Annotated in this window: 10 protein-coding genes; 3 read left to right on the plus strand and 7 right to left on the minus strand. The window is 66.1% G+C overall.

Features of this window, described 5'->3' with window-relative positions:
• Nucleotides 1-3 precede the first annotated feature (3 nt).
• A complete protein-coding gene (locus DB31_RS51750) occupies nt 4-150 on the plus strand; it encodes a helix-turn-helix domain-containing protein (protein WP_420806748.1) in 147 nt (48 codons plus the stop codon).
• 503 nt (nt 151-653) lie between these two features.
• On the opposite strand, the gene DB31_RS40505 is transcribed toward DB31_RS51750, so the two are convergent.
• The 7 genes from DB31_RS40505 to DB31_RS40540 all read right to left on the minus strand — a co-directional run bounded on the left by DB31_RS40505 (nt 654) and on the right by DB31_RS40540 (nt 10,628).
• Nucleotides 654-1,538, minus strand: a complete 885-nt coding sequence (locus DB31_RS40505) for a CPBP family intramembrane glutamic endopeptidase (protein ID WP_052420639.1) — start codon at nt 1,536-1,538, stop codon at nt 654-656.
• A 32-nt stretch (nt 1,539-1,570) separates the two neighbouring features.
• Complete coding sequence (locus DB31_RS40510) at nt 1,571-3,703, minus strand: FG-GAP-like repeat-containing protein (RefSeq protein WP_420806747.1); 2,133 nt, start codon at nt 3,701-3,703, stop codon at nt 1,571-1,573.
• A 1,067-nt stretch (nt 3,704-4,770) separates the two neighbouring features.
• Nucleotides 4,771-5,193, minus strand: coding sequence for a hypothetical protein (locus DB31_RS40515; RefSeq protein ID WP_044198483.1), 423 nt, complete (start codon nt 5,191-5,193; stop codon nt 4,771-4,773).
• Between the two features lie 87 nt (nt 5,194-5,280).
• A complete protein-coding gene (locus tag DB31_RS40520; RefSeq protein ID WP_044198484.1) occupies nt 5,281-5,766 on the minus strand; it encodes a hypothetical protein in 486 nt (161 codons plus the stop codon).
• A gap of 897 nt (nt 5,767-6,663) precedes the next feature.
• A complete protein-coding gene (locus DB31_RS47390; protein WP_083969187.1) occupies nt 6,664-7,797 on the minus strand; it encodes a serine/threonine-protein kinase in 1,134 nt (377 codons plus the stop codon).
• A gap of 115 nt (nt 7,798-7,912) precedes the next feature.
• Entirely contained in the window at nt 7,913-9,691 is a 1,779-nt protein-coding gene (locus DB31_RS40535) for a serine/threonine protein kinase (RefSeq protein ID WP_044198486.1), read from the minus strand.
• 22 nt (nt 9,692-9,713) lie between these two features.
• The gene (locus DB31_RS40540) at nt 9,714-10,628 is read right to left on the minus strand and encodes a DUF2381 family protein (RefSeq protein ID WP_044198487.1); all 915 of its coding nucleotides are present in this window, start codon (nt 10,626-10,628) and stop codon (nt 9,714-9,716) included.
• Between the two features lie 224 nt (nt 10,629-10,852).
• Here DB31_RS40540 and DB31_RS40545 point away from each other — a divergent pair, with 224 nt between their 5' ends.
• Together DB31_RS40545 and DB31_RS40550 are read left to right on the plus strand one after the other, a co-directional pair.
• Complete coding sequence (locus tag DB31_RS40545) at nt 10,853-11,302, plus strand: histidine phosphatase family protein (RefSeq protein ID WP_169787163.1); 450 nt, start codon at nt 10,853-10,855, stop codon at nt 11,300-11,302.
• 67 nt (nt 11,303-11,369) lie between these two features.
• Entirely contained in the window at nt 11,370-13,760 is a 2,391-nt protein-coding gene (locus tag DB31_RS40550) for an EF-hand domain-containing protein (protein ID WP_044198490.1), read from the plus strand.
• Nucleotides 13,761-13,780: the final 20 nt, after the last annotated feature.

The following is a 13,780-nucleotide window of genomic DNA, read 5'->3' on the forward strand; positions in this document are numbered from 1 at the left end:
ATGATGCAGCGGCTGGAGCGTCAGCTCATCGAGAGCACCCTGCGCCGCTACCACTACCGCAAGGACCACACCGCCAAGGCCCTGGGCCTGGCCCGCTCCTCCCTCTTCAAGAAGCTCAAGCAGTGGGGCCTGGGCTCTGAGGAGGACTGAACTCCCGAGAGCGGAAACAGCCGTTCCTTTTCGAGGCTGGCGGAAATTCTCGGGAGGGAGGCGGCGGGAATCGAACCCGCCGCCTCCAGCGCGGGTCTGCTGTAGCTTGCTCTCATAGGCCCCGATCCCACAAGCAGGCAGGGGCTCCACGGGGGCCCGTGGGAGGCGGACGGTAGCGTGTGCCCTGGCGAGGTGTGGCTGGGGAGGGGCAGGTGGGAACGCACGGGTGGGCGTACCGGCGAAGGCAGCCGGAGGGGACGGTGCTGTACGAGGCGGTGCGGGAGAACCTGGCCACATTGCTGGCGGAAGCCAGCGAGGTAGGGCGCGGCCTGCCCCGGTATGTGGAGCGGGACTTCGCCCGGTACCTGGAATGCGGAGTGCTGGCGCACGGCTTCGCGCGGGTGCGCTGCGAGAGTTGCAAGGACGAGCTGCTCGTCGCCCCCTGCCTGTCCACCCTCGCCCGTCCCATCCCTGCCCTCCTTCTCGCCCTTGCTGGCGGGAGGTCACCTAGCATCGGGCTCCGACACAGCCTCCGCTGGAGCTTGGCGCGGAGCGAGCGGCCGCCACTGTCCCCGGCGCCTGGCCGCCACCACCAGCGCCACGCCCGCGAGCGTGGAGAGCACGATCGACACGGCACCGGCCTCCGGTCCGAAAGCTCCGCCCGTCCAGACCTCGGGCCCCACCGCGCGGCCCTCGAAGACGCCGTGCACGGCGCCCCCGGAGACCGCCAGCCCGAACACCACGCCTTGCGTGCAGTTCCACGCGATGTGCACCCCAATGGGGAACCACAGCGAGCGGGTGAGCATGTAGCAGGCGCCCAACAGCAGCCCCGCCTCCACCGCGATGGCCATGGCACTCACAACGGAGCCGTGCTCGTTGTTCATGTGAACGAACCCAAACAGCGCACCGCTCACGAGGAGAGCCACGCCCGAGCCCAGCCACTCCTCGAGCAGCCGGAAGAAAATGCCCCGGAAGATCACCTCCTCGAAGATGCCCGCGAAGAGGAAGATCGCCAGCCACAGGAGCATCTCGCGCCCATGCTGGAGCACCGTGCCCGGAGGGCCCGCGCTCCAGTGGATCCACCCGGGAACCGTGAGCACCGCGGCCACCGCGCCCATCAACCCGGTCCCCAGTCCCAGGCCCCAGGCCGCGTGACGCCCCGCACCCTGGAGCCCAAGCCCCAGCCGCGCAGGCCCCTGGCGCTCCAGGTAGCGGCCCACGCCCAGCATCGCCGCGAGGGCCGCCACGCAGGTCAGCAGCGAGTTGAGGAGCTGACGGCCCAGGCCCCCCATCGGCATCGTCACCCCCGCAGTGGCGATGGACAGCAGCAGCACCAGCGCGAGCGCGGCCAGGAGTGAGATCCCGAGCCGCACCAGCGGGTGCAGCAAGAAGCGCCGCAGCCGATTGCCGGACGAGAGCGTCAGAGGCCGTTGGGGACGATGGTCAGGGTCGAGGAACCCTTGTTGGTCAAGATGAGATCGACGTAGCCGTCAGCATTCATGTCGGCAATGGCAATCGCGTTGAGACCGGGGGAACTGCCCGTCGTGACGAGCGTCCCGGAGGTGAACGTTCCCGTGCCGCTGCCCGTCATGGGACGAACGCCACCCGTCGTCGCGGTGACCAGGATGTACGCATCCAGCTTCCCATCGCCATTGAAGTCACTGGCGACGACGCCCAAGGCCGAGTTGGCGACGGCCGAGGCTCCTGTAGCCGAGTCCACACCGGATGCCACGGTCCCGTTGCCAGCGCCTTTGAAGACGTACAGGTACGCTCCAGCCGCACCATTCGAGAGGATGTCGAGATTCCCGTCTCCGTCAGCGTCGCCAAAGGCAATGCCAGCCGTCTGGCCATTTCGGCTATTGGTATAGGAAACAGGGGCCGCGAACGAAGCATTGCCTTGATTGATGAGGAGGTTGAGACGCGCCGAGGAGGGACTCGTCACGACAATGTCGGGATCGCCGTCACCATTCAGGTCTCGGCAAGCGATGGTTGACTGCACGCCGCCCGTGGAGGGGATGGCGATGAGCGGCGAGGACACGCTGAAATGACCATCGCCGTCATTCAACAGGATGCTCACGTTGCTTGTCGTCACGCTGGTCGTCGCGATGTCGACAGCCCCATCCCCGTTGAAATCTCCCGCGCACAGGTGAACGGATCCTGGAGCGCCGGTGGTGAAGCTCGTGAGCGTCCCGAACAGTCCAGGGGCACTCGCGCCGCGATTGAGATAAACGCTGATGCTCCCGTTCGTCGACGACAGGTTGGTCTGGCCGTCGACCGTGACGGCATCGAGCCACCCGTCGCCGTCCACATCGGCCGCCACGACGGCATTACTCGAGAGCGGAGCGCCGGTGTAGTAATGCTCGGCCTGGACGGTGGCGTCGCGATTGCCGAAAAACACGGAGAGCGATCCGGAGGGGGTCGCGGCCGAGCCGGATTCGGCATTGGCGACCAGGATGTCGAGCTTCCCGTCGTTGTTCACGTCCGCGACTGCTGGAGCGAGCGGATTGTGCGGTGCGGGGAAGTTGATGGGCGTTCCGGGCACCTGGCCTGAGGGCGGAGTCTGACACGCTGCATTCGAGCAGATCTGACCCATATCACAAGCGTTGCTGCAAACATTGCAGTGCGCGGCGTCGCTCTGCAGGTTGACTTCGCAGCCGTCGGAGACAAGTCCGTTGCAGTCCGCGAGCGTCCCGCTGCAGCTCTGACACGTGGCCCCTTCGTAGGTAGGGGCGCATGCGCACGTGAAGCTGTTCACGCCGTCCGTGCACGTTCCGCCATTGAGGCAAGGATTGGGCGAGCACTCGTCGATGTTGGTGGCGCAGGTGGCACCCGAGTAACCGGGAGCGCATGCGCACGTGTAGCTGTTCACACCATCCGTGCACGTTCCACCGTTGAGGCAAGGATTGGGCGAGCACTCGTCGATGTTGGTGGCGCAGGTGGCGCCGGAGTAACCGGGAGCGCATGCGCACGTGTAGCTGTTCACGCCGTCCGTGCACGTTCCGCCGTTGAGGCAAGGATTGGGTGAGCACTCGTTGATGTTGGTGGCACAGGTGGCGCCGGAGTAACCGGGAGCGCATGCGCACGTGTAGCTGTTCACGCCGTCCGTGCACGTCCCGCCGTTGAGGCACGGATTGGGCGAGCACTCGTTGATGTTGGTGGCGCAGGTGGTGCCCGAGTAACCGGGGGCGCACTGGCACGTGTAGCTGTTCACGCCGTCCGTGCACGTTCCGCCATTGAGGCAAGGATTGGGTGAGCACTCATTGATGTTGGTAGCGCAGCCAGGGCCTGAATAACCGGGGGCGCATTGGCACGTGTAGCTGTTCACGCCGTCCGTGCACGTTCCGCCATTGAGGCAAGGGTTGGGCTGGCACTCATTGACGTCCGTGGCACAGGTCGCGCCCGAATAGCCGGGGGTGCATGCGCACGTGTAGCCATTCACGCCGTCCGTGCACGTCCCGCCGTTGAGGCACGGATTGGACTCGCACTCGTTGACGTTGGTTTCGCAGGTAGCGCCGGAGTAACCGGGGGCGCACTGGCACGTGTAGCTGTTCACGCCGTCCGCGCAGGTTCCGCCGTTGAGGCACGGCTGGGCGGCGCAGTCATCGATGTTGGATTCGCAATTCGTTCCCGAATAACCCGTTGCACATTGACAGGTGTAGCCATTGACGCCGTCCGTACAGGATCCGCCATTGAGGCAAGGCTGGGCGGCACAGTCGTCGACGTTCGTGCAGACGCTGGGCTCTTGAGAGCACTTCCAGCCACTCTCGGTCAGGCACTTATTCGAGCAACCATCTCCGCCGGCCGTGTTCCCATCGTCACAAGACTCCGGGGAATCGGTAGACCCGTCGCCACAGACCGCTTTCCCGTTGCCATCGAACGGAGGGGGGTCCTCGTGGCATCCGGTGGAGCCGAGTATCGCGGTGAAGACAAATGTCAAGCTGAAGAGGCGGAAAACTGAGCGAGCAGGCGACATTGTTAAATTTTACGCACAGTACGGGAGCGCTTGCAACGGAACCCCTCACGGTGGGCTGGGTGCGGCCGGCGGGGCCAGCATACGCTTCCACTTGCCGATCCACGTCTTGCTCATGTCGTTTCCGTCTCCGGTTTGGTCCTTTTTGGGTCCCAAAAACCGGATTTGGTCCCGAAAATGCGGGCGCAGTCCCGTTCTCAGAGGGTGGCGCCTTGAAAGCGGCGGGTTGCTCTGCTTGGAAGCGGCGGCAATCGAACCCGCGCCGGGCAGTGCGAAACCTCTAGCAGAATCGCGCCCTTACCTCGCAACCGCTCGGAATGCTTGGGAATGGGTATCCCGTCGCGTCCCGTTTCGTCCCGTCCTGTTCCAGCCCGTTCCGCAGGCTCCTGCGACATACGTGCGACATGGCGGACGTGGTGAGCGCTGGCGCTCGTGGCAAGCGCTGGGCCTCGCGGCGGCTTGCTGGATGCGGTAGGCCAGAGCGCTCTCCTGGCGGGACTACCACTGAGCGCGCCCCAATCCACGGGACAGGCTGATGAGCCGCCCGCGGATCGAAGTCATGGCCGCGGGCGTTATCTACCGGCACATCCTGACCGACCCGGCTCACGCTGCGGCGCGAGTGTGTGAACGCGCCGCAGCGGCCAGTAGCGTTATTGCAGATAGACCCAGACGACGTTGGTCCAGCAGATCAAGTTTCCGTTCACATTGTTGATGACTTTGGCATATCGCTGGTAGTTCCCGCTGTAGCCGCCTGGATTCCCATACCCGGTCAGCACCGTAGTCCCAAATCCGGAGAGAGGCGCGGGGTAGGTCTCACCGCCCGGGATATCTTCGACTCCATTCTTGGTGCCGTAGAACACGATCGAGAAAAAACTATGATAATACGGCACCATCGGCCCCGCATAGGGGCCGGGGGGGTAGGGGACGTTCACCTCGTAGGTGAAGGACTGCCCGACATAGATGTAAGCCGAACTGGACTGATTGACGGTGAGCGTGCACGGGTCCGCCCAGGCCTCGCTCGCCGCGAGCACGGTCATCAACATGGCAGCAGCCAGAGTCGTTTTGATCTTCATTTCATCTCTCATGAGTGAGACTTCACAAATGTCTTCCGCACGCTTGCGGCAGTTCTTTGGTGTGAGTGCCAAGGATCATGACTGCCTTCACTGAAGGTGAACCGGACCATAGCCACGAGAGAGGTCCAAGTCATTCTCAAAATCGCTCGCAGATAGGCTCCGCCGGTCCATGGACAGTGACTTCCGCGCTACGTTGGCTCGAGCAAGCTCAGCAATATTCAGGTCGTCGGCGTAGCGCGCCTGTTCCTCTGCCGTCATGGCAGCCTTGTCTTCAAGCAGGCTAATCATCACCGTGTTGGTAAGGCACCCGGCCAGACTCACCGCCGATCCCAGTTTGTCCGAGACTCTCGCGCGGCCCTCACCCGTGAACACGTGGGAAGAATGGGCCAGGAGCCGCGCGCGGAGTTCGCCAGCGTGTTGCACCAGTTCCCCCTGCTTGTCGGCAGGGCCATTCAGGAGTTGATGGGACACGTCACCATCGAAATGGCCGAGCGCTACGCTCACCTCAGGCCCGGACACGTGCAGAGATGCGGTCAGGGTGCTCGACCGGCCCGCTGCGTCCGCGTGCGACATACGTGCAACATGGATGGAGGATGCCGCTAGCCATCCGTAACACCGAGGTAAAAAAGGGGTGGAGGCGGGAATCGAACCCGCCGCTCCCCATGGCGGAGGCGAGCCGAAAGAACAAGAGGCGAGCGCACCGCCCGAGGCAGCAGCGAAGGCGGAAACGAAGAAGGAGCGCATGGCGCGACTGGATTGGGCCGAGCTGCTGCGCAGCAGCTTGGCGCTCGAGTTCTTACAGAGCTGCGTGCACTCTACGGTCTCCGAACTGCCTAGCACCCGGCTGAGCCCTTGCGCTTCATATGTGGAAGGATCAGCGGAGACGTGTCCGAGAGAAGGGGCGGCCGTCTATACCGAGCGCTGAATGACACCCTGCCCCAAGGGGCATCGCAGGTTCCTCGCACGGTCCGGTAGCCTGAGGGGATGGCGCAGCCACCGAACACGGGAAAGAAGAGCAGCGGGTCTTTCGCTCAATGGTTCGTCCCGCTTGCTCTCATCGGAAGCTGCTGTGCTTACAGCGTCTTCACTCCTTCCTCATCCTCATCGCGCGCACAGCAGGCTCCTCCGCCCACACCTGCGGTGACCGCGCCAGCTCCGGTGCCGCAAACAGCGCCGCAGCCTGCCGTGAAGAAAAAGGCGGCAGCCGCCAAGCCCACCGCAAAGAAGGCAGCGCCCACCTCTGGGTCGGCATCATCCTCCGCGACCCGCCCAGCGGCGCTGCCGCCTCCAGCGGCCACTCCTGCGCGCGAGGAGTACTCCCCTCCTCCAACGCCCAGCTACGCCCCGGCCCGCAGTTGCTGCAAGGTGTGCAGGACGGGGTGTCCGTGCGGGGACTCCTGCATCTCCTGCAGCAAGACGTGTCGCAAGGGTCCAGGTTGCGCGTGTTGATTTGATGGACTGGCAGGCTCGTCACCCGCGGGCCTGTTCGGCGCGACGGGCGGGCACGCCAACATCCGTGAGCGATTCGAGCACCTCCTCCAGGGCCTCCTGCGCTCCATAGGGAACGCCCAGCCCTTCGAGGCCCGCCCGAAGATCCGCCTCCACGGCTGCCGCCGACGGATAGCGCTCCTCCGGCTGCCGCTGGAGCAACCGGCGGAGAATGGAGCGCAGCGGCTCGGCCAGCCGCTGGGTGATTTCCTCCACATCCCGCCGCGTCAACGCGGCCGCCCGCAGGATGCAGTCCTCCGCATGCTCCGGCAGCTCTGCCCGCGTGGCCATGAAGGAGGCCTCCAGCACCCGCCTCTTCACCTGGGGCGGCAACGCCGCCTCCAGCTCCGAGGGCCGCAGGTGGCCCAGGTTGTACACATGATGCCAGGTGGCCAGCTCCAGCAGCACCAGCCCCAGCGAAAACAAATCCGAGCGCGCATCCTGCTCCTCGCCGAGCAGCGCCTCGGGTGAGCAATAGAACACGTCCCCCTGCGGACGCGGGAGCGTGGTGGCCACCCGCCCCGGCAGCAAGGAACGCGCACGAGCGAAGTCCGTCAGCAGCACCCCGCCCTCGGGGCCCAGGAAGATTCGCGCCGGGTTCACGTCCCGATGAACGATGCCCAGCGGCGCACCTGTCTCATCCGTGCACGTATGCGCATGGTGGAGAGCGCTGGCCGCCTCGGCCCCCACGTACAGACAGAATGCCGGGGACAAGACGACCTCGCGCATCATCGACTGGTTGATCAGCGTGTTGAGCGAGGCCCCCGCCACCCGCTCGGTCACGACGTAGAGGACACCCTGGATCTCATAGGGCCCGAAGGTGCGGGCGATCTTCGGATGACGCAGGAAGGTGGCCAGCCGCGCTTCCTCGCGGAGCCGCGCGCGCATCCGGAACTGCACTTCGTCCAGGCCGGAAGCCGCGGGCAAGGTGCGGACGAGGACCTCGCGCAGGCGCTTCTTCTCCGTGCGCTCCCAGGCGGGGATGCACCGCTCTCCAACCCTCGACTGCGCCAGGTCCTGGGCCAGCGGCCGAGACAGATCCACCTCATACGACAGCTCCCCCTGGGAGAAGAGGATGACGCCCGGGATGCTCCAGCTTTGAAGAGACCTGGCCATGCGCAACTGCCTCCGCGCGGCGCCCAAGCGGCACCGCCCCGCGGACACGAACACGACCCAGCATGTGCTGTCAAAAGAGAACGACGCAGCAGGTAGGACGCGGCGTCCACCAGGCTCAGCGCCACCTCGTCACGGCCCGGGCATCGACCACTTTATCGATGATGGCATGGCCGGGCTTCGAGCCCGGATTCTTCTCCAAGCCCACCTCGAAGCCACTACGCAACTCGATGCAGACGGGAACGGTGCTCCCATCAGGAAGGTGGGCACGGACATAGTGACCGTAGACGCGGTCCCCTGTCGTCCACAGGTGCCCGTCCAACCGCATGTCCTCCGGCGCTTTTCCGAAGGGAAACACCAGAGACCCTGTCACGGGGCCATCCTTGACCTCCATGACGGCGTTCTCCTCGGTCTGCGCGATGCCCACCTTTTTAGGGTGCGGCCGGGTCACGTCGATCATGACGGTGGGGGTTTTGTAGTCGATATCGAGTACCCACCCGAGCGCCTTCATCGCCCGGATGGCTTCCTCAGGGCAGTCCCCAGGCTCTGGGCGTGTCTGGACACCGGAGCAGCCCGCTTGAAGCCATGCGGCAGAGGCCACGAGGAGCGCGCACCGCTCCAGCTTCGAGAGCCTGGACCGGGGTTGAGGCTTCTGGGTCTGTGGCGGAGGGGGAGCGCCGCGGGTGAGCGTGGGGGAATTGTCGGGTTGCTTCACGGAAGGGTGAGCCTCCTGCTGGGTAGGGAGCAACAAGGGTAACGGCGCGGGGCGGCTTGTCGGCTTTTCGGCCCCTGCAGGGGCTGCAGGCGGAGGGGGCGTGGCGGGCGTGTGCAGCAGGACGGTGACAGCGGCTGCCAGGATCCCCAGGGCCAGCCCCCCGGCGATGACAGGCCGCCGCCATGGCCGGCGCAAGGGGAGCGGAGCCTCCTCGACGGGCGCGGCCGCCGCTTCGGAAGGTTCGGGCGGCAGTTGCGAGGCGATGGGGTGAACGGGCGTGCCCCGCCAGTCCTCTCCCGTGAAACGCGCGAATTCCTCCAGCGGGCGCCGCGCGTCCTTCGCCGTCTGGGGCCGCTCCTCGGGATCGCGGTGGATGAGCGTCATCGCATAGCGGCTCAGCTCCTGCGGAACTCTTCCCTGAGTGGCCTGATGAGGGGTGGGAGGCTCCATCACCGCGTGCCCCAGCGGCGGCCTCCGCTCGCCGCGCGTGGGCAACGGGTCGGTGAGCACGTCATAGAGATCAGCCCCCAGCGCGAAGATGTCGTCCGTGGCCTTGAAGGTGTAACGGGCCTGCGGGTCGAGCTGGTGGGCCCTCCAGAAGCGTTGAGCCTCCGGGCTGCGGATGCGGGGTGTCCCCGGGGGCAGCGGTCCGTCCGTCAGCTCGTCGGCGGTGGCGTAGTCGGCCGCGCCAAAGTCGATGATGACCGGCTCGCCTTCCCGGGTGACCAGGATGTTCCGCAGACTCAAGTCGCGATGAAACATGTTGCGCGAGTGGATGTGCTCCAGCGCGTCGAACAGCTTGAGGAACAACACCACCACTTCATGCGGCGTCGGATGGGTCCGTTCCACCCACTGCGCCAGCGTGCAACCGTCCACGAAGTCCAGGACGATGTAGAGAACGCCCGAGCGCGAGTCGGGCCAGCGCCCATGTGCCCACATGCGGATGATGTGGCGGTGTTGGAGCTGCTGCAGGCAGGCCACCTCCCGGCGGGCGCGTGCGTCCGTCTGCCGAGGGTCCTGGCTCCGCTCGGTCTGACAGGCCACCTTCAGCGCATACCGCTGTCCGTCCTTCTCCACCTCGTAGACAACCGCGTAGCCACCTCTGCCGATGCACCGGACGATGCGCCAGACATCCACCATCTGGCCCGGCTGGAGGTTCAAAGGATCCACTGACGCCACCATGCCGCGTACCTCCCGCCTGTTGTTACAGCTTCACATTGGGAATGGACAGACAGCGGCTCCCGTCACCGTTGCACACCCGCAGGGTGTGCGGCTCCGTCAGCCGTGCTGGAGGCTGCCTCTCGGGCATCTCCACCTCGATGGCCACTGGGGAGGAGGCCCCTGGGGGAATCACGGCCTGGCCTGAGAGCACCGCGCGAGCGCGTCGCGGAGCCCCGCCTGCTGAAGGCGTCACCTCCGCCCACGCAGGCGCCCACGGCTCTCCGGCAAGGTTGCTCACATAGATGGCAGCCACGGTCCAGGTGGCCGCCCCAAACGCGTTGCACCCTGAGGCACGAAACGAACCGCTGGCTTTGAAGCACGCAGCACTCAAGTCCAGTCCTCGAATGCCGCCCTCGTCGACGACCCCTGCGAGCATAAAGGCGGCCGGGCTGAGCGTGGCGGGCCGTGCCTTCAACGCCTCCAGTTCCTGGCGCTGCGCCTCGCACCGCTCGTGCAGAGCGGACAGCTCCACGCGGCACGCCTCGCCGGGCTGCTGCGGACGAAGAACGTTGACCACCTCATCTGCCCCTCCCGGCTGCCCGGTGAGCAGAAGCACGGCGCTGGCAGGAAACCCCTCGCGGTAGGTGAGGCGCAGCGCCAGCCGCTCCGAGGGCCCCAGCGCCACGGCGGGAGAGAGCGTGACCGTGCGATCCCCCACATCCACCACCGCGAAGCGGGCCCGGCCTTCTACCTCGACCGCCTCCCGCACCAGGGGCGCGTCGAGGAGGAGCACCGTCACGGTGCCGGGCGCCAGGAAGATCAACGGTGACTCGCTCGCCTGCCCCGTGAGCACGACGGAGCGCGGAGCGGAGCGCCCCACAAGCGCCGTCTGGGCAGATGCGGCAAGGGCAGCCAGCCACGTGGCGAGCGCAACAGCCAAGGTATTGGGTCGGAACACGCAGGGGTAACCTCATGGGTAGGCCCCCACAGTAGCAGACGTGAGCGAGGACTCACGGTCCATGGTTCAGGAAGAGCCCATGGCATCCGCGTCTATACTCCGCGGCCATGTCCGACTTCCGCTCACGGTTTCGAGTGTTGGCGTTCCTCCTCGGAGTACTCACGGGCTGCGCCGCGAGCAGCGCGCCTGGACCTGAATCCACTGCGGTCACGACGGTCATCATCGTGCGCCACGCAGAGAAGGACCTCACGCCCGGCCTGGCCGATCCCGGCCTCACCCCGGAGGGCCAGCAGCGCGCCCAGGCGTTGCGCGACACGCTGCGGAAGTCTCCCATCTCCGCCCTGTACACCACGGACACGGCCCGCACCCGGGCCACCCTCGCTCCGCTGGCGGCCAGCCGGAAGCTCGAGCCGCAAGTCTATGACGCCAAGCAGCCCGCCCTGTGGGTCCAGCGTCTGCGCAAGCAGCACCGTGGCCAAACGGTCGTGGTCGTGGGGCACGCCAACACCCTGCTCTCCTTGATCGACGCGCTGGGCGCCCCTCGGCCCGTGCCCGAGCTGTCCGACGCGGATTACGACTACCTGTTCGAGGTGAAGCTCCCTCCAGAAGGCCGAGCCTCCGCCCGAGCCAGCCACTACGGCGCTCCGGCCCATACCGGATCCGGGATGCGTTGACCGCGTCGAAGCCTCCTCCCTACGCTCGCGCCCTCACGGCGCAGAGCCTTGTGAAGAAAGAGGAGTCATGACGAACGCCAATTCCCGCAGTGGTGGGTCCAGTGTGAAGCGCGCCTTCCAGTTCGGTGAGAGGCCCTTCCTCAAGGGGGCCGGCACCCACTCACCCGAGGCTTGGTTCCTGGGCACCAAGGCCGAGAACGTCGAGGAGCTCGAGCGGCTGGTGGTCGAGGCCATCCGCGATCACGCCTTCTGGCGGCGGAACTTCCACCCGCAGGATCCCACGCACATCACCGAGCAATCCAAGCGGCACCCGGCGTACCTCCACGCGATGGACTCGCTGAAGGACAACTTCCGCTCGCTCCTGTCGTTCCTCAAGAAGTCCGTCCCCTTCTTCAGCGGCCGGTACCAAGGCCACATGAACTGGGACACCACGCTCCCCAGCGTGCTCGGTTACTTCGCGGCCATGCTCTACAACCCCAACAACGTCGCGTTCGAGGGGTCTACCGCCACCACGATGCTCGAGATGATCGTGGGAGACGATCTGTGCCGGATGCTCGGCTACAGCATCCCCGACGAGGACGCCATCTCCAAGGGAGCCATCCGGCCCTGGGGGCACATCACCTGCGGTGGCACCATCGCGAACATCGAGGCCATCTGGTCCGCCCGGAACCTCAAGCTCTATCCCCTCGCGCTGCGCGAGGCCCTCAAGGCCGAGCCCTCCCTCGCGGCGGCGCGCGCGTTCACCGTCACCACGTGCGAGGGGAAGACCGAGCCGCTGTCATCGCTCGACACGTGGTCACTCCTCAACCTCAAGGTCGATGACATCCTCGCCCTACCCGGGCGCTTGACGGCCGAGCACGGAATCTCGGGCGACACCATCACCGCGGCCCTGTCGAAGCACTCGGTCCAGCACCTCGGCGTCCTCGAGTTCTCGAGGCGCTACCTGGGGGATGTGAAGACCTCTCCGGTGGTGCTGGTCCCCGCGACGAAGCACTACTCGTTCCCCAAGGCGGCGGCGGTCCTCGGCCTCGGCTCGGCGAACGTGATTGACGTGCCCGTGGATCGCGACGCGCGGATGAGCCTCCCGGAGCTCGAGCGCATCTTGAGAGAGTGCCTCGTGGCGCGGAGGCCGGTCTACACGGTGGTCGGTGTGATTGGGAGCACGGAAGAGAGCGCGGTGGATCCGCTGAAGGGGATCCTCGAGCTGCGCCACGCCCTGCAGAAGAGCGGGCTGTCGTTCACGGTCCACGCGGACGGCGCCTGGGGCGGGTATTTCGCCTCCGTGCTGCGCCCCGATGAGGGTCCGCGCAAGAAGGAGACACCGCATGACCCGCCGCCCGAGGTGGGGATGAGCGGGTACGTGACGGCCCAGCTCTCGGCGCTCTCCAGGGCCGACTCCATCACGGTGGATCCGCATAAGTCGGGCTACATCCCGTACCCGGCAGGGGCGCTCTGCTACCGGAACGGGGCCATGCGCGACATGGTGACGTTCAAGGCGCCCTATATCGTCCACGGCGACGAGGAGCCCGCGGTGGGCATCTACGGACTGGAGGGCTCGAAGCCGGGGGCCGCGGTGGCGGCGGTGTACCTGAGCCACAAAGTGATTCGGCCCACGCGGAGCGGCTACGGGCAGATCCACAGGAGGGCGCTGTTCAACTGCAAGCGCTTCTACGCGCGGCTCCTGTGCATGGCTGGGCCAGAGGACCGGTTCGTGATTGTCCCGGTCCCTCGGCTCCAGGCGGAGATCGCTGGCGGCGACGTCGAGGCCGATGTGCAGTTCATCCGCGAGCGCATCCACCGGAGGAGCGAAGAGGAGCTCCTGTCGGATCCCGAGGCCATGGCGCTCCTGCCCGAGCTCGGGCCCGATCAGAACATCCTGACCTACGCCGTGAACTTCAGGAACCCGGACGGCTCGCTCAACACGGATCTGGAGCTGGCCAACCGGCTGAACCGGGCCATCTATGATCTGCTGAGCATCGATCCCGGGGACGAGATCTACGGCTACGGGATGATCGTGAGCACGACCGACTTCAGCGAGGAGCACTACGGGAAGACGTTCATCGAGGACTACAAGAAGCGCCTCGGTGTCGCGGCGTCGCCGGGCTCCACGGTGACAGTGCTCCGGTCCACGACGATGGCCCCGTGGCTCCTGTCGACCCCCGAAGGAAACTTCCTGGACGTGCTGGAGTTCGAGCTCCGCGACGCGATCCTGAAGTCGATGATGCGGGACTCGATGCTCCAGATCTTCAATGAGATCGACACGAACAAGGACGGCGTCCTGGACGTGCCGGAGGTGATGGGCAAGTTCCGCGAGAAGGGCTACCACGACGAGGAGATCGACGCGTTCTTGCAGATGTGCGACCTCGACAAGAGCGGAACGGTGTCCATGGAGGAGTTCCTGGGCGCGTTCTCGCACTTCGTGGCCAAGTCGAAGCTCGCGGGCGGCGCCAGCGCTTGACCGGCGGTCTGAGCGGCAGC

Origin of the sequence: Hyalangium minutum (assembly GCF_000737315.1) — a bacterium.
GTDB classification, from domain to species: domain Bacteria; phylum Myxococcota; class Myxococcia; order Myxococcales; family Myxococcaceae; genus Hyalangium; species Hyalangium minutum.